19 protein-coding genes and 1 tRNA gene are annotated in these 23,037 nt (G+C 35.9%); 10 read left to right on the top strand and 10 right to left on the bottom strand.

Features of this window, described 5'->3' with window-relative positions; translation table 11 throughout:
- Window positions 1-278: 278 nt before the first annotated feature.
- The gene (locus F0527_RS02220; protein ID WP_147194834.1) at window positions 279-1,856 is read left to right on the top strand and encodes an FMN-binding glutamate synthase family protein; all 1,578 of its coding nucleotides are present in this window, start codon (window positions 279-281) and stop codon (window positions 1,854-1,856) included.
- A gap of 321 nt (window positions 1,857-2,177) precedes the next feature.
- On the opposite strand, the gene F0527_RS02215 is transcribed toward F0527_RS02220, so the two are convergent.
- Window positions 2,178-3,494, bottom strand: coding sequence for an NAD-dependent malic enzyme (locus F0527_RS02215; RefSeq protein WP_150283656.1), 1,317 nt, complete (start codon window positions 3,492-3,494; stop codon window positions 2,178-2,180).
- A gap of 578 nt (window positions 3,495-4,072) precedes the next feature.
- Here F0527_RS02215 and F0527_RS02210 point away from each other — a divergent pair.
- The 3 genes from F0527_RS02210 (at window position 4,073) to F0527_RS02200 (ending at window position 8,320) form a co-directional block, all read left to right on the top strand.
- Complete coding sequence (locus F0527_RS02210) at window positions 4,073-5,764, top strand: methyl-accepting chemotaxis protein (protein WP_150283655.1); 1,692 nt, start codon at window positions 4,073-4,075, stop codon at window positions 5,762-5,764.
- Window positions 5,765-5,974: 210 nt separating this feature from the next.
- On the top strand, window positions 5,975-7,285 hold the full coding sequence (locus F0527_RS02205) for a C40 family peptidase (RefSeq protein ID WP_150283654.1): 1,311 nt from the start codon (window positions 5,975-5,977) through the stop codon (window positions 7,283-7,285).
- Window positions 7,286-7,585: 300 nt separating this feature from the next.
- A complete protein-coding gene (locus F0527_RS02200) occupies window positions 7,586-8,320 on the top strand; it encodes a C40 family peptidase (RefSeq protein ID WP_147194847.1) in 735 nt (244 codons plus the stop codon).
- Between the two features lie 79 nt (window positions 8,321-8,399).
- Here the strand turns inward: F0527_RS02200 and F0527_RS02195 are convergent, their stop codons facing one another.
- A complete protein-coding gene (locus F0527_RS02195; RefSeq protein WP_223823574.1) occupies window positions 8,400-9,881 on the bottom strand; it encodes a S1C family serine protease in 1,482 nt (493 codons plus the stop codon).
- A 320-nt stretch (window positions 9,882-10,201) separates the two neighbouring features.
- Here F0527_RS02195 and F0527_RS02190 point away from each other — a divergent pair, with 320 nt between their 5' ends.
- The 5 genes from F0527_RS02190 (at window position 10,202) to F0527_RS02170 (ending at window position 12,800) form a co-directional block, all read left to right on the top strand.
- Window positions 10,202-10,915, top strand: a complete 714-nt coding sequence (locus tag F0527_RS02190) for a WecB/TagA/CpsF family glycosyltransferase (protein ID WP_150283652.1) — start codon at window positions 10,202-10,204, stop codon at window positions 10,913-10,915.
- A gap of 181 nt (window positions 10,916-11,096) precedes the next feature.
- Entirely contained in the window at window positions 11,097-11,429 is a 333-nt protein-coding gene (locus tag F0527_RS02185) for a hypothetical protein (protein ID WP_150283651.1), read from the top strand.
- The gene (locus F0527_RS02180; protein ID WP_150283650.1) at window positions 11,413-12,051 is read left to right on the top strand and encodes an O-methyltransferase; all 639 of its coding nucleotides are present in this window, start codon (window positions 11,413-11,415) and stop codon (window positions 12,049-12,051) included. The genes F0527_RS02185 and F0527_RS02180 overlap by 17 nt, the downstream gene beginning before the upstream one ends.
- 161 nt (window positions 12,052-12,212) lie before the next feature.
- On the top strand, window positions 12,213-12,599 hold the full coding sequence (locus F0527_RS02175; RefSeq protein ID WP_066784496.1) for a potassium channel family protein: 387 nt from the start codon (window positions 12,213-12,215) through the stop codon (window positions 12,597-12,599).
- 130 nt (window positions 12,600-12,729) lie between these two features.
- A tRNA-Thr gene (locus tag F0527_RS02170) sits at window positions 12,730-12,800 on the top strand.
- Window positions 12,801-13,025: 225 nt separating this feature from the next.
- Here F0527_RS02170 and F0527_RS02165 read toward each other — a convergent pair.
- From F0527_RS02165 to F0527_RS02150, 4 genes are all read right to left on the bottom strand, one after another.
- On the bottom strand, window positions 13,026-15,464 hold the full coding sequence (locus F0527_RS02165; RefSeq protein WP_150283649.1) for a hypothetical protein: 2,439 nt from the start codon (window positions 15,462-15,464) through the stop codon (window positions 13,026-13,028).
- Between the two features lie 738 nt (window positions 15,465-16,202).
- Window positions 16,203-16,493, bottom strand: a complete 291-nt coding sequence (locus F0527_RS02160; protein WP_066784491.1) for a DUF2653 family protein — start codon at window positions 16,491-16,493, stop codon at window positions 16,203-16,205.
- On the bottom strand, window positions 16,481-16,960 hold the full coding sequence (locus F0527_RS02155) for a hypothetical protein (RefSeq protein ID WP_066784490.1): 480 nt from the start codon (window positions 16,958-16,960) through the stop codon (window positions 16,481-16,483). Before F0527_RS02155 ends, F0527_RS02160 begins: the two co-directional genes overlap by 13 nt.
- 134 nt (window positions 16,961-17,094) lie before the next feature.
- Complete coding sequence (locus tag F0527_RS02150; RefSeq protein WP_066784486.1) at window positions 17,095-18,837, bottom strand: bifunctional metallophosphatase/5'-nucleotidase; 1,743 nt, start codon at window positions 18,835-18,837, stop codon at window positions 17,095-17,097.
- A gap of 264 nt (window positions 18,838-19,101) precedes the next feature.
- Between F0527_RS02150 and F0527_RS02145 the strand changes: the two genes are divergently transcribed.
- Complete coding sequence (locus F0527_RS02145; protein ID WP_223823573.1) at window positions 19,102-19,488, top strand: PaaI family thioesterase; 387 nt, start codon at window positions 19,102-19,104, stop codon at window positions 19,486-19,488.
- 130 nt (window positions 19,489-19,618) lie between these two features.
- Here F0527_RS02145 and F0527_RS02140 read toward each other — a convergent pair whose 3' ends face one another.
- From F0527_RS02140 to F0527_RS02125, 4 genes are all read right to left on the bottom strand, one after another.
- Window positions 19,619-20,221: a competence protein ComK gene (locus tag F0527_RS02140; protein WP_190323362.1), complete on the bottom strand. Its 603-nt coding sequence runs from the start codon at window positions 20,219-20,221 to the stop codon at window positions 19,619-19,621.
- A 310-nt stretch (window positions 20,222-20,531) separates the two neighbouring features.
- Window positions 20,532-20,870: a DUF5658 family protein gene (locus tag F0527_RS02135; RefSeq protein WP_150283646.1), complete on the bottom strand. Its 339-nt coding sequence runs from the start codon at window positions 20,868-20,870 to the stop codon at window positions 20,532-20,534.
- A 122-nt stretch (window positions 20,871-20,992) separates the two neighbouring features.
- A complete protein-coding gene (locus F0527_RS02130) occupies window positions 20,993-21,400 on the bottom strand; it encodes a hypothetical protein (RefSeq protein ID WP_150283645.1) in 408 nt (135 codons plus the stop codon).
- A gap of 155 nt (window positions 21,401-21,555) precedes the next feature.
- Window positions 21,556-23,010: a methyl-accepting chemotaxis protein gene (locus F0527_RS02125; protein ID WP_223823572.1), complete on the bottom strand. Its 1,455-nt coding sequence runs from the start codon at window positions 23,008-23,010 to the stop codon at window positions 21,556-21,558.
- Window positions 23,011-23,037 lie beyond the last annotated feature (27 nt).

Below are 23,037 nucleotides of genomic sequence, written 5' to 3'. Positions count from 1 at the left end.
AGAGCGAATCTCTAATCGCTTTTTATTGTGCTTTCATTTAATAGGATAAAACAATATTTTAAACCTTCCCTTTAACCTGAGATAGGCAATCGTTTACCTCCTATATAATTATTAATTTTGATTAAATTTACAACTATAAAAAAACGCTTTCAAAAGTTTTATAAAAGACTCAACTTTTTAAGAACAAAAGCTTGAATTCATCTCATAGTGTGATATATTTAATACGCTATTGAGATATATTCATAAATTAGACACAAAGGATTGAGGGTGTAACAAAAATGGAGTGGTATGAATTAGTCGCTTCGATTATTTTAATTTTATTGGCAATCTTTGTTGTTGTTCTAGGGATCGCATTATTATTCCTGCAAATAATGGACAAAAAACAAAAACAACATGCCATCTTGCGAAATTTCCCGGTTCTTGGCAGGGTCCGCTATATTACAGAAAAAGTCGGTCCTGAGCTTCGACAATATCTATTCGACGGAGACAATGAAGGGAAACCATTTAGTCGAGAAGACTTCTTACATGTCGTATTACCTGGGAAATACTTGAGTAATGTCATCGGATTTGGTTCAAAAAGAAATTTTGAAGAACCAGGATATTATATTCGTAATGCCACATTTACTAAACAAGTAGAAGAAATGCGCGTAGACCAAACACAAACAGTTGAAACACAAAAATATGTAATTGATTCAGATAGCCTAATTAGCCGTAAAGAGCATACTGAAAAAATTGTCGCTAAACCATGGTTATTGCCTGATGAAGACGCCGTAGTCATCGGACCTAATTGCCGTGAGCCTTTCCATGTGAAGAGCTTGGTTGGCCAATCAGCGATGAGTTATGGTGCTTTAGGGAAAAATGCAATTAGCGCTTTATCAAAAGGGATCGGCTTAGCCAAAGGCTCTTGGATGAACACTGGTGAAGGTGGCGTTTCCGATCACCATTTAGCTGGTGGATCTGACCTAATCGCACAAATTGGTTCTGGTTTATTTGGCTTCCGTACACTTGAAGGCGACTTCAGTTTTGAATTATTAAAAGAAAAAGCTGCTATACCACAAGTAAAAGCTTTTGAACTAAAATTGGCTCAAGGTGCAAAAACACGAGGCGGCCACGTTGAAGGTGATAAAGTAACCGAAGAGATTGCCCGTATCCGTAACGTAGTACCTGGTAAAACAATCAACAGTCCAAACCGTTTCCGCCAATTCGATGATTTCCCATCATTATTCGACTTTATCGAACAAATTCGTGAGGTAGGCGGACTTCCAGTCGGCATTAAAGTGGTAATCGGCAGTCCAGATGATGCAGACAACCTTGCCTCATATATGAAAGAGTCTGGCAAAGGCCCTGACTTCATTACTATCGATGGTGCTGAAGGCGGTACTGGTGCTACTTATCAAGATTTAGCTGATAGTGTTGGACTTCCATTGCACAGCGGTCTTGTCCTTTTACATGACGCACTTGTAAAACATGGTGTTCGAGACCGTGTTAAAATCATAGCTTCCGGTAAAATTATCACTTCAGATCGTGCAGCAGTTATCCTTGGCCTTGGCGCAGATTTAATCAATGTAGCACGTGGATTTATGATTTCAGTAGGCTGCATTATGGCCCAACGTTGCCACACAAATGAATGTCCTGCAGGAGTAGCTACAACAGATCCAAAACTTCAAAATGGTTTAATCGTTGATGAGAAAAAGTTCCGCGTTACTAACTATATTTTAACAATGCGGGAAGGCCTTTACCGAGTAGCAGCTGCTGCCGGCCTGGATTCTCCTACTAAATTTAATAGCGAACATATTGTCTATAAAGATGAACATGGCCGTGTATATAAAGTAGAAAACCTTAATCCTAAATTTTAATTTAAATAGAAAGAATTCCCCTGCTCTTTTAGCAGGATGATGAATACAAGCGAGTATAAGAATGATTCCGTCGTTCTTATGCTCGTTTTTTCGTATAAAGCCATTCTTCAAAGAGATTATTACAACTGTTGGAATCTACCTCACTTACCATCAACTAAAAACATACATGCTAGCATTACCATCTTAATATAAGACCATTTATATATATTTATACCTGGCAAACCTAAAATTAAAGTAAAAAGGCAACTTCAGTTGAAAACCCAACAAAAGTTGCCTTTTTTATTTAGAAAGCAGGCAGGATATTCCGTTATCCAACCTATTTTAATCTAACTCTTTTAATGCAATTCGTTCCACTGCTTTTGCAACAGAGCTGTGGACATTCGGATCTAGTGGGTGTGGCACTAAATCGCCATTATGTGTAGCATCCACGATTGCATTTGCTGCAGCCAGCAACATCGGATAAGTAATGCTTTTTGCATTAGCATTTAAAGCACCGCGGAAGATACCTGGGAACCCAAGAACATTGTTTACAAGTCGTCCATCAGCCGCATAGGCTGCTCCTGCTTGTAATGCTTCCTCTGGTGTGATTTCAGGGTATGGATTGGACAACGCCAATATGATTTGCCCTTTTCTCACCATGCTTGGTTTAATAAGACCTTTGACACCAGTTGTCGCAATCACAATATCACATTTTTGCATGAGCTCTTCTAAAGAATTCATGACTGTACCACCGAAACTACGTAAGCGGTCACAAGAACTTTCTTGTAAATCACTACCGCATACTTCTTTCACGCCATACTCAATCAACATACGAGAAATGGCAAGTCCTGCAGCTCCAAGACCTACTTGTCCAACAACTGCTTGTTTTAAGTCAACTCCTGCATAACGGCTAGCAGATAAAACTGCAGCTAATGTTACAACCGCAGTACCATGTTGGTCGTCATGCATAACAGGTATATTTAAATCATTCTTTAAGCGTTCTTCAATTTCAAAGCAATGAGGTGAACCAATATCCTCTAGAAGAATCCCGCCAAACCCTTGTGAAATATGCTTTACTGTTTCAACGACTTCATCAGGATCACTCGTATCAAGTAGAATTGGTATACCGCTAATTCCTGCAAATTGGTCAAACAGCACAGATTTTCCTTCCATGACAGGCATCCCAGCAACAGATCCTATATTACCAAGCCCTAAAATAGCAGTACCATCTGTGACAATCGCTACTGTATTACCAATGCTTGTAAAGTAATTTGCTTTCTCAGGTGAGCGCTCAATTTCTTGGCAGACACTTGCCACGCCAGGTGTATAAATACGTCGAAGATCACTAAGTGAACGAACATCAATCTTCCTGGACATATGTATTTTTCCACCTTCATGAGCCTTCATTACATCGTCGGAAACAGCGCGGACAGTAATATCTTCTAAACCATTTAACGCACCCACAATGGCATCCAATTGTTCTACACTGTCGCATGTACAAGAAACATCACGAATTGTAGATAACGTGCCAATCTTTAGCGTCTTGATATCGCCGATATCGCCACCTTGGTCGCCGATCGCTTTTGCAACTTTAGCGAAATTTCCTGGTTTTGATGGTGTTTCTACTATTAGACTACGTATAATATTTTGTATTGCCATATATTTCCCTCCACCTTACACTATTATGACTATTTTGTGACGATTAGAAATACATTCTACCCCTTTCGTCTTTAAAGGTAAATATACTCCCTATAAACTTACAAGATTTCTGTTCAAAATAAACGGATTAGAAGTTCTTTCATTTTGCTACAAGAAAATTAATTCCATTAGAAATTAAGTGTATAGAAGTTGTAGTACTTAGTTATACTGGAAATATAATCATCCAACTCCCATAGCATATTTCGATTTGAAATATAAATTCATGTGAAAAAACCTTCCCCCAAGAGAACCGCTTCCCCCTTAGCGGTTCTTTTACTATTTAATCCGACTTATTTCCCGAGGAATAACCTTTATTTTTATTTTATTCCTCCTGTATTGAATACTAAATCTTCTCTTTTACACAGTAATTCTATTTTATTTTAAAGTAATCATCTTATTTTTGCACTAAATTAAGAAAAATTTGTCGAAAATGCAAACAAGCCTATTTTCAGATGGAGCAGTTACATTTATACTAGTAAAAGTATAAGTAAATTCAGTCAAAAGTTACAAAATTCATTGTGAAAATATGAGGTGTGGTAATGAGCATTAAAAAGATGATTCGTCTGACAATCATAATTACAGCTATTTTAGTTATTCTTAACGGATTAAGTTTAGGATACCTGGCAAAAAGTATATCCAACCAAAACAAAATCGAAAGAATTAACCGTGAAGACAGTTCAATTGCTCTTTCATTGATGAAGAATACTGAAACGAAGTCTTCTAATATTCGTACATACGCAGAATCTGGCTCTAGCCGTTTCTTGCAAGCTTATGAACGTGAGGTCCAATCCTCACTCAACGCTGATGAGACTTTAAAAAAATTAAAGAGCAATCAACTTCCAGAAGATATTATTGCTCTTGCCGAATACGCGATTACACAATCAGAACAACTTAAACCACTAGAAGAAAAAGCAATCGCATTAGCAAAATCCGAGGAATTCGTCCAAGCTAAAGATATACTTTATGGAACTGAATATAGTTTATTAAAGGATAATATCAGCAGCTCTATTGATTCTTTTGACAAATCATTAAAAAAATTAACAGCAAAACAAGTAGCAAAAGCTAAAACGCAGGTAAAAGTGAGCATTATCACAATGGCTGGTCTTCTAGCGCTATTTATGATTTATATTGCAGTAGTTCTATCTTATTTTTCTCATAAAATGAAACCTATATACTCACTAAAGAATTTTGTTTTAGAAGTAGCGAATGGCAATTTAGCAATTGAACCAATTCACCATGGACAAGAAGATGAAATCGATGAACTTTCGGAAGCATTTAATGGCATGTACCAAAATTTAAGAGACATGATCCATACATTAACACAAACGAGCGAACATCTAGCAGCTTCTTCCGAAGAATTGTACGCGAGTACTGAGCAAACCAATAATACAACTAAAAATGTAAGCCAAAAAATTGATCAGCTTGCACTTGATTCTGCGATGCAAACTGACTATTTAACAAATGGAACGAATTCAGTGAATGTTGTTGCTAGCCAAATTAGCGCTGTAGCCGAATCAGCTGCTTCTGCTGCTAAATCAGCTGCAAACTCATCAGACAAAACGGTATTTGGTGGAAAGCATCTAGAGAATACGGTCAAACAAATAAAAGAGATCAAAGCAGAAGTGGCAGAAACCCAAACTTCTTTATTAGAGCTCGCGAATAGTTCAAAGAGAATTAACAGCATGCTTTCTACGATTACTGAGATTTCGGAGCAGACGAATCTGTTAGCACTTAACGCAGCAATAGAAGCGGCTCGTGCCGGGGAGCATGGTAAAGGTTTTGCGGTAGTGGCCGGGGAAGTTCGAAAGCTTGCAGAGGAATCGGCACGTTCAGCGAATGAAATACGTGAAACAACCGAAAATATCGAAAAGTATATGCATAAAACAGTACAGCAAATGGAACAAGTCAATTTAAAGGCTGATGATGGTTTCAATAGTATTCAAACAACAGGTAAAGCATTCAAGGAGATTTATACAATGTCTATCAATCTTTCTAATGAAATACAAGAAGTATCGACTATTACCGAAGAAATGGCAGCAGCCTCTCAGGAAACGGCAGCTTCCCTTGAAAATGTAAATGCTATTTCACAAGAAACAAATTCAAAAACTCAAGAGATTGCTAACCTAAGTGAGGAGCAATATGCAATTGTTGAAGAAATTACAGCCTCAGCAGAAGAATTGAGCCAGTTAGCAGAAACATTAAACAAACAAATACAAGTGTTTCAAGTGTAAAGAAAAAGCGCAAATTGCGCTTTTTTTATTTTTACCTACTTATTTAATGGTCCTTTAGTAGCTACCACTCCTACATATATTTTAAAAATATTTCAATCTATCTATCAAAACTCCCTTTTTTCGTCAGTTGATTGTATTAAATCCCATTTTTCTCTACAATACAGTTAATAAAATATACTCATAAGATCCAACCCAAAAGGAGTGACCTATATGAAAAAAGCAATCGTTTCTGCTCTAGCTGTATGTGCTACCACTTTTGTAATACATGACCAAGATGCGAAAGCAAGTACTAATACATACAAGGTAAAAAGTGGTGATTCACTATATGTCATAGCAAAAAAGAAAAATACGACAATTACCAAACTTAAAAAACTGAACCATCTGACTTCAGATCTTATTTATGTAGGACAAACCTTAAAAACCTCAGGCACAACGAGCAACAGTGCGAGCAAGAAAACCTCTGCTCCGAAAAAAAGTACAACAAGTAAAACGACAACTGTTACCAAAAAGTCTGGTACGTACAAAGTAAAACCAGGCGATTATATCGCAAAAATTGCAGCCAATCATGGTATTACATTATCAGCCTTAATGAAAGCTAATGGCCTAAAAAATGACCTTATTTTTGCTGGCCAAACATTGAAGATACCTGGCTCAAGCACTATAGTCACTCATGTTTCTTCTAACAAGAATAATTCTCCAAAACCAACGACAAGCAAAAAGGCAACGACCTATACTGTCAAATCAGGTGATTATGTAGGAAAGATTGCTGCAGCTTTTAACGTATCCATTGCGTCAATCGAAAAAAATAATAACATAAAAAATCATGTTATTTATGTTGGTCAAAAGTTAAAAATTAATGGGTCTTCAACAAAACCAGCAAGCAATAACACGAAACCAGCGACACCTAGTAAGACTCCAGCAGCGCCTTCAAACGCAAAAAAATATACTGTGGTGTCAGGTGATACGCTTTCGGTAATAGCCCACAAATTCGGTATAACAATCACACAGCTAAAATCTTGGAATCGATTAACTTCAGATATGATTCGCGTTGGGCAAGTCCTCGCTGTAAAAAATAGCGGAACAACAGTCCAACAAGATAAAGAGAATACAACAGGTGTTTCTAATCCAACACCTGGACAAGCGTCATCTACTGTATTAAAAAATGCTATTAATATTGGGCTTTCTATGAAAGGAACACCTTATGTATGGGGAGGTTCTTCACCAAGCGGCTTTGATTGCAGCGGTTTTATTTACTATGTATTTAAACAAGCTGGTTATAAAAACATCAGCCGCACAAGCGCTGCTAGCTACGAAGCGCGTTCTTACTATGTTTCCAGTCCGAAACCTGGCGATCTAGTATTCTTTAAAAATACGTACAAGACTGGTATCTCGCATTTAGGCATTTATATTGGGAATGGCCAATTCGTCCATGCCGGTGGTGATTATGTACAGGTATCTTCTGTAAATGAATCTTATTGGAAGAGCCACTTTGATAGCTATAAACGATTTTATGATTTATAAGTTATAAATTTTCCCTATAATACTAACTTTTAAACCTTATCTAATATTTTTGGATAAGGTTTTTTTACATTGAGAAAGCTTGATATATCAACGTTTTTGTCGAACTGTAATCATTATGCTCTATTTTTGTTACAAGACTGTAATATAACTGTAAACGAAATAGCATTGTTAATTTATCAGATTTTTTATAAAGTTATACTTGTAAAAAACGAAATAAAACATAACATTTGAACTATAACGATTGAACTTAAATAACTACGAGATATAAAAAAACTCACTAGAATAGTTGGAGGACCTTTCATGAAAAAGAGAACTTTCTTAACGGCTATCGCATCAGGCGCATTAGCATTAACAATTGGATTTGGCCAAGCAAAAGCAGCGGAACAACACGATACAGCAACTACTACAGAACATACATCTATTACAATGGTTTCAAGCTCACAAGCTGTTAAAATCAGCGGCAAATACCATGTTACTGCAAATTCCTTAACATTACGTAAGGCACCTTCTCTATCTGCAGGAAAGTTAGGTTACTTCAAAAAAAATAAAACTGTAAATGCAAGCTACAAAAAAGTTGTTTCAGGTAGAACATGGTTTAAAGTTAGTGCACAAGGCAAAACAGGCTGGATGTCTGCAGCTTACTTAAAAGCTGGCGCTGGCGTTAAAACAACTTCTTCTAGTACAAATCAAAGTGATATTGTAAATACAGCTAAAAACTACTTGGGTGTTCCTTATGTTTATGGTGGAACCACTCCATCTGGCTTTGACTGCAGTGGTTTTACACGCTACGTGTTAGGCAAACATGGTATTACTTTACCACGTACTAGTCGTCAGCAACGTACTGCCCTACCATATACAAGCAATCCACAACCAGGAGATTTAGTATTCTTTAATGTAGGTGGCGGTGCTATTACACATGTGGCAATTTATGCAGGCAATGGCATGATTGTACATGCAGCAGGCAGCCATGTACAATACCAAACAATGAGCACTTATTGGAAAAATTACATTCATAGCTACGGTAGCATTCGCTAACTGAACGTTATAAGTAGTGCCCGTTAGAACAATATATCGTACGTTAAAAAAGCTCAGCTAACGTAGCTGAGCTTTTTTATTAGGATGCAGTTTGATAAGTTTCTTCTTCACTTGCAGGATCAGTTGACTTTGGTTCTACAACAGATTTGTTTTCCTTAACGCTTTTCGTTTGTACGGCTGGTGTTTCTTCAACATCAGTATCTTGCTCTGGTGTCTCCAACTCCTCTGCAGAGGCTCCATCGTCTTGAGTATTGCTGATTGTAATTTCTTTAAATTGATAATCTGCATAGTCGTCGATAACAATTTTATAGATTATTTTTTCTTTCAATTGATGCTCTTGCTTATTTTTATCTACATAAGTGAATGTAGAGTCAACTTCGGCAGTCGCATAATCGTCTGTGATTTGAATATTGCCGATTGAATGTTTTAAATCTTTATACTTTCTGCCTTCAGCTGTGTATGTTTCTAACATCTTAGATGCTGCATTTTGCGCTGTGCTTCCTGGTAGAATATAGGACTCATATGAAGGTCTTTTAACAGGGTCTTTAATAGCAAGTGGTACAAGATCATAGAAGCTATCGATATAATCTTTTATCAAGTCTTTCCCTAGATATGCTTCATCTCTGTGATCATTATCAAAATCTTGATCGTTATCAATATCGATTTCTACATCTTTGTTTGACCATCCTGTAATCAAATTCATTATTTGTTTAATTGGTATAGCGTAACCTATTTCAGGTTGATCTGTTAAAATAATCGAATTAATACCAATTACATTACCTGTTTCTGCATTAATCAGTGGGCCACCGCTAGAACCAGGATGCAAACGAGCCGTCATTTCGTATAGTCCGCTATATGTGTATTCATCCGTAAACTCTGCGCCGATGTTTGTGATTTTTCCTTCAGTTGAAGTGCCGCCCTTATTATTCGGGCTACCAATTGCAATAACAGGCGTGTTAAGTCTTGCTGGTGCTGTATCTAAAACGAGCGGGTCTTTCCCTTCCAGTTCTGGTACACGTATAAGAGCAACGTCTGTCTTTTTAGAAATTCCAATTACCTGACCTTGAAACTCTTGGCCATGCTCATTTGAAACTAAAACATAAGAAGCATCTTTCGCCACATGGGCGTTCGTGATAATGTCTCCTTTTTTGTTAAATAGGAATCCAGAACCTTGCTGCAAATCTGTCACGATCGTATAGACTTGCGTTTTAGCGTTTGCAATAATTGCAGAGGTATCATTTTTAGGCATAACAACATTTGTTTCTTCTTTGGTCGTCGTTGGTTGGCCAGTTGCTGGAATATCATTGGTCACACTTCCCTCTTGACGGCTAGCTGTCACCTTATCCTCTTGATCCTTTTTCGGTTCTTCTTTCTTTTTTGTCTCTTCCTTTTTAGGCTTATTGATTTTTTCTACTTTAATATGTTCATTTTCATTTGCTGACTTTTCATTTTTGGTTAGGAGCATAAACGCACCCAAGATAATGGCTGCTATTAATACAATGGATACAGCTATTCTTTTGATGGATGCTTTCTTTGGCTGATACCGTCGATTTTTAGTCATCACACATCCACTTCCTATCATTATTTAATTGTCAATACTATAGACGAATGAGCCTATATGAAAGTTTCAAAATTTTATCAATTCGGCTTTCTAGATTCAATTTCACAAAGATTATCATAGCATAAATTCCAAAGAATAGAATGAGAAAATAGATTTTTTTCGAAGGTATTTCTACTTATTTGTTTTACCCTATTTTCAGCACTATATGCACACCTTACTTTCTTTTCCATAGGTCTCCTTTATAATGTCTACTCGGTTTATTTAAAGATTCCTTTCCGTGGTATATAATGAGGGAAAACGTGTTATGGAAGGTAAGTTGAATGAAAAAGATAAATATATTGGGCATTCCTTTTGTAGATACTACCAAAAAAGAGTTTGTTAGCCATGTCTTGACCTTGGCAACCAGCAATAAGGAACCCATTTCAATCGTAACAGCGAATCCAGAAATTGTTATGCTAACAAAAGAAAATGCACAATATGAACAATACGTACAGCGATCCACCTATGTAGTCGCAGACGGTATAGGCGTTGTCATCGGTTCTAAAATATTAGGTACGCCTTTGCGGGAACGGATACCAGGCTATGAATTAGTACATGCATTTATGAAAAATGCTGATGTTAATAAAAATCGATTCTTCTTTTATGGTGGCAAGCCTGGTATAGCAGAAGCAGCGGCTAAAAAGGCAATCGCCCTCTACCCCCATATTAATATTGTGGGGACTGCTGATGGCTATGGTGACAGAGACGCAGTAGCTACTCAGGCAGCGTCCTTAAAGCCTGATTTTATCTTTATTGCTACGGGAGCTCCCAAACAAGAAGAATGGATAGCTAGCCACCGCCATCAATTCGAGCACTGTGTCATGATGGGCGTAGGCGGCAGTTTGGACGTGTTATCAGGCAATGTTCGCCGTGCGCCACAACTCTTTATCAAGCTTAATCTTGAATGGTTTTATCGCCTAATCACACAACCCACCCGTATAAAACGTATGATGAAGATACCTCTTTTTCTGCTTAAGGTGTTGCAATCAAAATAACAATTTGCCGATTCTATTAAATTGAATCGGCTTTTTTATATTCCCAATTTCCATTCAAAAATCCAATAGCATCTTATTAATAAGAATTCGCTCTTATAATTTATATTGATTTATTGTATACAATTGTATACAATAATTTTATATTCAATTGTATACAATTGTATACAGAAAGAGGTGCGATATGAGACCAAATGAGGAAAGAGGCGGCCGACATCGTCATCATGGCGGCGGCCATCATACAAAGGGTCCTAAAACATTTAGGCGCGGAAGAGCAATAGCATTTTTAGAGATACTTCAGCTAAAACGTATGACTATCAAACAGCAACTAGACGAACCCGAATTTGAAACTATTAAGTCAATCTTAATCGGCGAGTTAAAGGCACTCGACATGGTTATCAACGAATTTATACAGCTATTTGATTTAGAAGAAAGTGATGAAATTGTAACCACTGAAGATTCTTCTAAAGAATCTTCAGAAATGATAGGAGATCCAGCAGATGAAATTAATCAATGAATACATCGATAGCCTCTTCGCTCCAACAGATACAGATTTAGAGGACGTGCTGACATCAATTGAAGAAAACGGAATGCGTTCTATCTCCGTATCACCCGGCTCTGGTAAGCTTCTTACAATGCTGGTGTCTTTATCACAAGCTATAGAAGTACTAGAAATTGGAGCACTTGGCGGCTATAGCGGCATATGTTTGGCAAGAGGATTTGGCAGCGAAGGTTATTTAACATCACTCGAATTAGAGGAAAACTATGCTACCCTCGCTCATCAAAATTTAACCAAAGCAGGCTTTGGTAATCAAGTTACCTACTTGACTGGTCCAGCACTAGAAAGCCTCCAAATTCTAAAAGAAAATAATAAACAATATGATTTTTTCTTTATAGATGCAGACAAACTAAATTACATCAACTATTTAAACGCTTGTATCGAGCTTGCCAAAGATGGTGCTATTATTGTCACAGACAATGTCTTAGCTGGCGGGAGTGTTGCAGATTCAAATTCACAGCCTAAACGTTATAGTGAGTTCATGAAAGAGTTCAATAAAACAGTCGCAGAACACTCTCAGTTGCAATCTGTATTAATACCGATCGGCGACGGAATGACGGTTTCACGCGTTATAAAGTAGTTATACAACATGCTGACTGCTAGCAAATGCTATATGCTTTGTGAGCAGTTTTTTCAATTTCTAATCCTGCTTATCCGACTACCCCACCCCTCAACCTAGAAATATTTTCCCTTGCATGATACTGTATTCAATGAATAATAACGAGGAGGAATTCTTTCACTTTGATTTCATTTATCCTAACACTAAAACGACTGCTAGAAGCTTTGTATAAATCATCAAAACATCCTTTATTTTTATCGCTTATTACTACCCTATTTTTCATCATTCTGTCAGGCGTGTTATTTTATACACAAAAAGAAGGCTGGGCCGTTCTAGACGCCATCTATTTCTGCGTTGTGAGCATTATTCCAACCGGCATCGATACCAACCTTTCCCCTGAAACAGCGATAGGAAAAGTATTCACTATGTTCTATCTTATCGTTGGAACAGGCACAATGCTCCTAACACTCATACTTTTGGCCAAATCGACCATCAATAATGATGATGATTTTAAGAAAACCTTTAAAAGTGGAAAGTGGAAACGCGAGGGACAAGAGGAAGAAAAATAATTCATTTCTTCCCAGTTGCATTGGAGAAGAATAAGTCAAGATAATGCTAGGGCATTTTTGAATATCACCTAAATCATGAAATCTGAATTAAGAAAATAAAAGTGCTATACTATTGGTGTAAATAACTGTTGCCGACTTAGTTTAATGGCAAAACGGTGGTCTCGTAATCCACTGATAAGAGTTCGATTCTCTTAGTCGGCATATTAGAAAATCGACAACTTAAATACATGCCACCCCTTCACGTTGAAGGGGTTTTATTTTTTGTAGTTTACTTTGTATTTCCTCAAAATATATATTCACACAAAAAGATAAACACCAATTAACTCTTAGAACTTCTCGAAAGATAAAAAGACCTTATCTACTATGAGATCAAGGTCTTTTTCTTAAACTGTTTACCTATAAACTAGTTCCATGCATTTGAGATAATTATTTAGTAACATTTACAGTGAATTTTACAGGTGTATTGAAAGTAACAACTTTATCATTTGAAAGAGTAATTTCTTGTACATATACGGTCGCAGTACCTTCAGCAAGTTCTCCATCATTCTTTACTACTGTAGAATCAGTTGCAACAAATTTTGTAGATTTAACATTCAATGTTTTTGAAACATCTGTTTCTTTACCGTCTATCAAAACTCTTACATTATTAGATAGTAAATTAGTTAGATTGCCCTTAATTTCTCCTGTTAAAGTGTACCCTTTAAAATCAGCAGTATATTTTGAAGTTGTATCAACTATAGTTACAACTTTAGAAGCTACAGTATTAAGACCAACTTTTACAACAACTGTGAATGTATCCCCAGCTTTAACTTTTTCTTTATTAACAGTTACTGTACCCCCACTTACAGTTACACCTTCGTTATCTGAAACAGATACTGTTGCATCAGAAGTTACATCTTTAACTGTTAAACCCTCAGCATCTGAAGTATATAACTTAGGAGAAAAGCTTAAAGAAGCTTCTTTTAAATCAACTGTCGTTGGAATTTCTTTAGCAACGTAAGAAGTTGCTTCCCCAGAAGGTTTTACAGTTACTGTGAATGTAGCTGATTTTTCACCAGCTACTAATTTTACAGTATATGTGCCAGCAGTTGTCGTACTATCTGTTGCAATATTTACTGTGTACTCACCTGTTTTTTCAGCTACAGATTCCACTTTTACAGTTGGTACATTTACATCTTTAGCAAGTGCTTTACCGTCTTTATCTAAAACTTCCTTGTTCAACTCAGTACTAAAAGCATTACCGTATTGATCTTTAACTGAAACAGCTAAATCTTGTGAATCTGCAGATGTATTAGATAATAATAAAGAAGACTTTTCAGCTTTAATCGAGTCTACTGCTTTTGCAGCGTTTACTTTAATTTCAACTGTTTTAGTATCTACTACTTTGCCATCATTCACTAATGAGATTTTCACAGGAACCACGCCTGTTCCCATAGGTGTAATGGTACCAGTTGTTTTATCAACTACTGCCACACCATTATTTTGTGATTCATATGTGAAATTACCAGCAATTACATTACCTAATTGATCTTTTGCTTGAGCTTTTAAAGAATATCCTGAACCATAAATTGTTGAAGCTGGTTTAGAGAAATCAGGAGTAACACTAGTTGTTACAGTCCAAGCAGAAATTGTTGAAGCTACTGCTTCCTGTGCAGAAATAGTTACTTCAGAGCTTTCAGCTAAAACTTTATCAGCATCTTTAATTACAACTTTCGCTTTGATAGATGAACCTTTAGCAAGGTTAATTACACCTGTTGTTTTATTAATCGCAGTAGACGCTGATTCAAATGATACACCAGTTGTTCCAGGTTGGTATGAAGCAGTAATATCTACTCCGCTTTCGTCTTTAACTTTGTAATCTAGTACTGTATTAGTATCAGCTTGTACAGTTTGATTTGCTACTTCCACTGATGATGGCTTTAATGAACCTATTACTAAATCATTTGTAACATTATCTTCACCTATTTTAGTGTTTACAGTATAGGTAGTATTAGCTGCAAATGCATTATAGAATTCTAAAGTAGCTGATTTTTTATCTTCAGACAATGTAACTGCTTTTACTACGTGTTTTTCACCAGTCGCTTTGTTTACTACTTCGAATGCAGATTTGTCAAGTGAGTCAATTGCTTTGCTAAATGAAACTTTTGCTGATGTAGTATCAATAGCTTTTACAGATTCAACATTTAAAGAAACTACCATACCATCTTTTATTTCAATTTTTTTACCTTCATACTCAAAAGTTCCATTAGCTAGCTCTGCGTCATTGTAAAATTTATCTTCTACTTTTACAAATCCTTTGTTTAAGCGACCTTCATTATATAGAACTGTACCATTTTTATCAGTCTTGTAGCCTTCTGATAATTTACCATTGTAGAACATTAAAGTTGCGTTGTTAGCTGTTTTGTAACCTGATTTAAGGTAGCCGTTATAGTATAGAGATGGATCTTTATCAACATCCCCATATACTTCGTAGCCCTTGTCAAGATAGCCATCTTTGTAAAGGCGTTCACCGTTACCAGCTGTTTTGTAGCCTTTTTTAAGTGATCCATTGTAGAACAACAATTTATTTTCTTTTGCTGTTTTGTAACCTTTTTTAAGTGATCCATTGAAATAAAGTTTGATTGTTTTGCCTGAACCAACTGTTTTGTAGCCAGTTTTCAATTTGCCATTGTAGTAAAGTTTTGAATTATAAACAACATAACCTTTTACAACCTTACCAGTTTTAGCGTTTACTAATTTACCTTTTGATACTTTGTATTTAGAAGCTGCAAATGCGCTTGTTGAACCTGGCACTAAGGCGGCTGTTATGACAGAAGCGCCTAGAGCAACAGCAGCAGCAGTTTTAATAAGTTTATAATTTTTCAAAATTCCCATTCTCCTTTATAGATGAACTATTTTACGGATTACGATACTACGTAATTTTTATAAGTTTTTTTCCAAAATCCTTCAATTCGTAATCCTTAACGACTATATTATCACATTATTTAAATTTGCATAATAGTTTTTTATATTTTTTTATTAAAATACGAATAAAATATGAATAATATATAATTATATCCAATAAATTTATATCATTTTCCAATTTTTATTACTATTATTCTACTTAGTATTATGTATTTTTTTATTATAAATTCCACTAATGTTTAATATTAGATAAAATACTATAAAATTTTTTACATAAAAACATATTTTTAATTTTCATTGGTTTATCTATAAGCTTTATTATTATATTTTCCTTAACAATTTCCTAGTTCTTTTTTATTTTGAAAATAAACTTTTGAACTACAAAGTTCGTCTTTTTTTGGTTTAATACCACTTTATTCGACAAATTTTGACTAACATTCGCTTTTTACTGAATATATTTGTAAAAAAGTAAGTGAAACAACATCTTATTTTTATACTCCTGTTCCCCGCTAGTGTATAGTACTTTTTGTATATACTATTTCTTTATTCCACCACTACAGAGTTTCTACATATAGCAATAAAATGCTTAGTTAATTTCAAACTATATAGTATTACTTTGTATTTCAGATATATAAGACATGAATATAAATTTATTTTTATCCACAATAAAAGCCATCCATAATTGGATGGCTTTATTTCTTATTCTATAACGGCAATCATGCCCTCTTCATCATCAATTTCTAATCGGATGCTTGCTGCATAAGGATCTACGTTCGTTTCTTCCTGTAAGTAGGCGCGGATAGCGGACAACATATTGGCTACACGATACGTATCTTGTCGATTATTATAATATGCATCAGCAGAGTAACCTTCATCGTCATCAAAGCAAAGCTCGATCTCTACATTTTCGGGCATTACATTGATTTGGCGTGCATGGTATACGCATAATGCGTTAATTAATTGGTCTTCTGATAAGACTATTGTTTCCATACATTTCGGTCCTCATCACGTTTTTTGTTGCCGCGGAACATTTGGAAGACTTTCATGATTAACATAATAAGTACCAAGATGGCAATAACATTGATTAATAAACCAAATAAGTTGCCCATTGCACCCATATTGCTAAGCATTCCGCCAAATAAAAGTCCTGCCAGTCCTCCGAGCATCATACCACGCATAAACCCGCCTTTTCGTGGAGTTGAATTAGCAGTTTTTGATTTGTTAGTTTTGTTATTAAAGCTTGAGTTTTTGTTATCTTGTGTATTTCGATTTGTATTGGATTTGTTGTTATTGAAAATAGAATTGTTGGAATTACCGTTTGAATTAAAACCTCTTTTGCCTGATTTGTAACCTCTTGCATCAGCTGTGATGCTGAAATGGTCTGAAACAACAGGCCCTACAGTTGAGAAAGCAAGAGTAGCTGCAAATAAAGCTGCCGCAAGTTTTTTAAATTTCAATTAAATACCCTCCATTAGTGTGTAATTAATATTACTTACTCTTATCTTATCATTTTCCTTACATTATATGAAATGAAACGCTAAGGCAAAAAAAATCCTCCTGCTTTTATGGCAAGAGGATTTTTATTAATATGTTAGTCCACTTTTACATTGCGAACTTCTGTTGGCTCTTCAATTGTTTGTTTACCTTTTAAGTAGTTGATGAATGCATCAGTGTCTACTTCGATTGTTTTATCGTTTGTTGCTGTTGTGAATGCTTTGAAGTTATCGCCACCTGTTGCAATAAAGTCGTTAATTACAACAGAATATGTTTTTGCAGGATCGATTTTTTCACTTGTATCCCCTACAAATACATCTACAACACCTTTTGAGTTGTAAGTATAGTGCAAGCCAGATACTTCTAAGCCATAACCACCTGTGAATTGTTGGTTGATTGCTTCTTTAATATTGGCACCAGTCATGTCTACAACTTTCAAGTAGTTGCCGAATGGTTGAACTGCTTGCGCTTTACCCCATGTAATAACATTTTTGTCTCCGTCTTTAACTGTAGTAAGGTCAGCACGGATACCACCAGAGTTTGTCATAGCAAAGTCAGCATTGTAGCCTAGAGCTTTGGCTTGGCTTAATTGTCCATCTGTTACTAAGTTGCCTACTGGAGAACCGCCTAGTGGATGAGCGACACGGTCTCTTGTAATGGATTCAAATGATGCTGTTGCGATTGGCGCATCAATTTTCTCTTTTACTAAAGATTTTGCTTCATTCACAATGCCATTTACTTTCTTAGATACTTTGTTGCTGTTGATTTGTTCTTCAGTTGGCAAGTAGTTATATTTTACAATACCAGATGGTGTTTTAATAAAGTCTTTTGTCTTTTTGCTAATTTTACCTGTTACAACTGAGTAAGCTTTACCAAACGATTTTGCCTCAATAATGCGTGTATTTTTGTAAACGCCATTTGCAAAGTTATGATCATGGCCGCCGATTACTACGTCTACAGAGTGTTTCGAATCGATTTTTTCAAGCTCTTTCAGCATATCCACTGTTTGGCCTAAAATTTTCTCTTTTCCTTGTGTTTCAATTGATGTGTCTGCATCTGTGTTATAGGCACCAGAGTGTGCAACTACAACGATTGCATTTACACCTTGTTTACGTAAAACTTTTGAATATTTCGCGATTGCTTTTGCTGGATTTACCACTTCGATATTCTCAACGTGTTTAGATAGTACTACTGTTTTAATGTCTGGTGTAACGACACCGATAAATCCAACTTTAACTCCACCATATTTTTTCACTGTATAAGGTTTGAAGCCACTAAGGATTTTTTTAGATTTTTTATCCACAATGTTGGAAGTTAGGATTTCCATATTGCTTTTAGTCAATTTATAGTCTTTTACTAATTCATAGTTTTGTGTTGCTTCGGTCGGTGCAAGGCCGTTTAAAATTCGTTTGAATTCATCGATTCCCTCATCAAATTCATGGTTACCTAGTGCTCCAACAGTAAATTTAATTGCATTGGCTGCATTCATTGTTGGCTCGTCTTGAAGTAAGCTTGAATAAGATGGACTTCCGCCTACTAAGTCGCCTGCACTAATTCTGTAAGTATTCGCTGCGGCTGTTTTCAGTTTGTACTTCTTAGCAAATGCTGCCTTTTCTTGCTCAAAGTGATAAGCAAGAGCTGGTGCTCCCCCGATTGGTGTACCATCTGTAGCTTTATAACTCTCTCCGATATTACCATGCATATCATTGATAGATAGAAACTGTACTGGCACAGTTGTTGGTGCTTTTGGTTTTGCTGGCGTTGTTTTGGCAAAAGCTGACATAGGCGTCATTAATAATGCAGCAGCCCCTAATGTTGCGACGATTTTTGTTTTAAACACTCTCTACACTCTCCCATTTTATATGTAAGTTTGTTTCTTCTTCATTGTATAGTCTGCTATATAACAATACAATACTCAAAATTAAAAATAATATAATAATAGTATGTAAGACTATTCAGATAATACTATATCATTATTTCCAATGAATGAAAGCGCTTTTTTATTAAAAATTTTGAAGAATTTTGCCTAAATATGATATAATTACGTAGAACTTATAGTTAGATGTGCCTGTTAAAATTTGGGGAGGAATTTATTTTGACAACAATGAAATCTGTTCAACAACGTTTTGAAGAAAGTCCTTTTTGGCAAACACTTGGACTTGAATATATACATGCTGAAGATGGAATTGCCGAAATTGCCTTTGACTATAAAAAAGACTTAAACAATGTGGTGGGTACAATGCACGGCGGTGTCTTCATGTCAGCGCTTGATACGGTTATGGGCATTGCAACACATACGCTTGGTTTTAAAGATGTAATTACTATTCAACTAGAAACGCGTTTTTTAAAGCCGGTTACTCACGGTCGTGTGAAAGGGCTAGCGCGTATCATATCGCAAACTCGTTCAACAACCATTGTAGAAGGCCGTCTCTATGACGAAGAAGATGAACTCGTTGGATTTGCGACAGGTACATTTAAAGGTAGTAATTAAGGATAGAGATGCCCACTCTTTTAAGAGATTGGGCATCTTTTTATATGTCTCTATTGTAGGTAAAGAGGCGCCTACATACTTTACCATTCTGGCTTTTGTGCTTGTCTCCCTCTCTATTCTGCTAGTAATACTAAGGTACTAAGTTGCCTTCGCCTTCATCGTCACCTTTAACCTTTTGATTTGTTTTTCTATTAATTTGATAGTTGATGCTATTCTCTTCTTTAATAATCTCGTATTTTGCATAGTTTCTCTTTTCTTTTGGAGGAATTCGCATATAAAACGTATAGTATTCTATTTGCGCTTTTAATGCGCATGCACGATTCATTCTCCGTTCAAATGTACTTACTGTAATATCCATTATTAATTCGGTTCCACTAGTAAAAGTAATAATAGTGCCTAAGCTACCGTATGCACTGTACCTTTTTATATGGTTAAGTGCTAACCATATGCAGCCATCTTTCTTTGGCGAAAAAACGGGAAACCAGACTCTTTCATTAATAGTGACCGGATGCATTTTAACTTTACCAAGAATATGCTTTGTCCCTTGTCCTGCGCCTGTTAAGCTAGAGCCTGAAAATTTTAAATTGGCATCCATAATTTCGATTGGATTTAAACCGCTTAGTGTAACTCCCCCCAACTCCATAATTTTAGTTTTTACCTTCCCTGTCGCATTTTCGTAAAATGGGATAAGTGCAAGCGTTTCAATAGATAAAGCGTAAACATGTTTAATCAATTCATTTCCCTCCTCATTAATAAAATAAAAGCGATAAAACAAAATTCCCCGCCATCAAATCAAACATAATTTGTAAATTCGACATAAATCAGGATAATTTTATATTATATTATTACTATTAAAACCCAGTGTCAAATAAACATATTTTCCTATTAAATTCACTATAAAATCCCTTTTTTCTCTCAAAAACCTGTTAATTAGCGGTTTTGTTATTTTACACTGTTAAAAGCTGATTAACTTTTTTCATTACTTTCTTAACTTAAACGGCCTAAATTACGTTAATTTTAACCATACTAAAGGTTAAAATTATTTAAATAGAAAGCGCCAATACACTCACAATCCAACTAATATGCATAAGAAAAACAATACTATAGATAACAAGCGCTGCTCTTAAAAATAGATTTACCAATAAAGTAGCCCTCATCTTACTTAGAATAACAATGAGAGCTACAGGCAAAGCTAATTTCATTAAATAAAAGGCTATTTTACTCGAGCTATATATCCAATTCATTAAAGGATTGGCTTCTCCAATAATATGAGTGCGTAAGCCTATGTCTGTTAAAATTGTATCTAACAAGCATAATATAAATAATATATAAACATTCATAAATTGCCTTTTACTAGCTGGCTGTGTTATAGATTGCTCCACTAAAACTCCTCCTATATTGCCAATGTTGAATAAGTCTAAGGCAAATAGAAAGGTTTTTATTCACATACCAAAAAGGACTGGCCAGAAAAATTCTGTGCCAGCCCTTCTACTTTTATATTAAATTACATCCATGGATGGCCTGGGTTCCATTGTTGCCATTGTTGATGATGGCCATCATGGTGCATCGGGTATGTTTGCCAATGTTGTTGTGTTGGACGCCAGTGTTGTTGACTTGATTGCCAAGGATAGGATTGATGGTAGCCATGATGCATTGGATATCCATGACTTCCATGACTTCCATGACTTCCATGCCCTCCATGACCTCCATGACCTCCATGGTGTCCCATATTCCAGTTGCCATGTTGTTGATGCTGCATATGTCCATAGTTTTGATTCCAATCATGACCCTGTCCCCATTGATCGCCAGAATGCCACCCGCCGTGCTGTTGACTCATTTGTGACATCCATGGGTTATACTCCATATTTTCTCTCATGTAATTAACGCCTTGCCCATCAAAAGGTTGAACCATTCTTTAAACACTCCCTTTTCATTATTCTTTGTATCATATGGTCAAATGACTAAGGCAATTGGGCCTTTATACCAATAGATTAACAATGAGTAAAGAGTATCGGAAAGGAACATTTCTTTGACCAACAAAAAAACCAGCAATCGCTGGTTTTTCATCTATAGTTGTGTAGCCGCCTCGTATGTTTCCACGAGATTACTGGCAGTTTTTTTCTGGTCATCCGCTAGCATACTTAGTGTAGCATTGAGCTCTTCTAATGAAGCAGTGCTTCCCTCAATAATTGTCGCAAATTCATTTGTATTCGCTTCAATAGTGCCTGTCTTGTCTTCAACACTTTTAATTTCACTTGCTACTACTATCATTTGCTGATTCAGGTTTTGCATAGCAGTATATAAATGATTAAACGCATTTACTGACTTTTCTACAGTTTCTACTTGTTGCTCGACACGTTTTGCCCCTACTTGTAATTGGCTTAAGGTGCTTTCATTGTATGTGTTGACATTGCTTAGATTTTCATCAATTTTCACCAATGTATCTGCAGTAGTGGAAGCCAGTTTACGAATTTCTTCTGCTACAACAGCGAAGCCCTTCCCATATTCACCGGCACGTGCAGCCTCAATAGAAGCATTGAGGGCCAACAGATTAGTTTGTTCTGTAATCCCTTTAATCGCAACTGTGAATGTATTGGTTTCTTGAATTTTAGAAGTCAGCGTTTCAACGGATTGTGAAAGCTGTTGGAAAAATCCAGAGAAATTATCGATTTCATCCTTCATTTCTTTCATATTTTTCGCACCCTGTGTTGCTTGTTGCCCAGCTTCCTCTGTTTCATTTTTAGCGCCTTCTAACGAGCGTCCAATATCGAGGACCGTTTTGTGCATATATTGGATATCTTGTGCGATATCATTGATCCGATAATTCTGCTGTTCTGCTCCAGCACTTACCTCACTCACTGCCCCTAGCATCTCTTGATATGAAGTAGTGGTGTTTTCGAAAGTATTTTTAATGTCGTTTAAATTAGAAGTTATTGTACCGACTGTTGTATTCAGCTTATTCGAAGTATCTTTTTCCTTTTCTGCCTGCTCATGTACTGTGCGTAAGTAGCCCAACGCTTGGTCGAGCACTCTACCATTTTGCAAAATTTGTAGATATAATCCAATAATCATTAATAAATAAACTAATACGACATTGGCCAATTGACTATGTATATCTTCATTTTTAAAATTGGCATAGTTCATATAAATTGTAATAAGGCCGAGGATTACTCCGGTAAAGTAAATCTTTCGATTAGAATGAATACTTGCCACTATAATTAAGAAAAAGCTTAAAGCAATAGTACCGAGTGTTGATTCACCTTGGCCAAAAATCAAAGTCATACTAATTAGAAATATCATGGCAATAACAAAGTATGGGAAAGCAATTTTTAAGGCATTAATTTTTTTCTGTGCAACATAAGCGATTATAAAAAGTATAAAAGATATTCCCAGACTAATCCTTACCAAATTTGTTGATGACAATATAAGCTGCGCAATTGTGCCTAACCCAGAGCAAATAAAGACCATTAAAAATAGGTAAAAGTTTTTCTTTTGAAGGTCTTCCCATTTTAGTTCATCCATCGTCAAATTTCTCACTTCCTCAGCGAT

Source organism: Rummeliibacillus sp. TYF-LIM-RU47, assembly GCF_008638315.1.
In the GTDB taxonomy this organism is placed as follows: domain Bacteria; phylum Bacillota; class Bacilli; order Bacillales_A; family Planococcaceae; genus Rummeliibacillus; species Rummeliibacillus stabekisii.
This window is presented reverse-complemented; position numbering and strand designations above follow the sequence as displayed.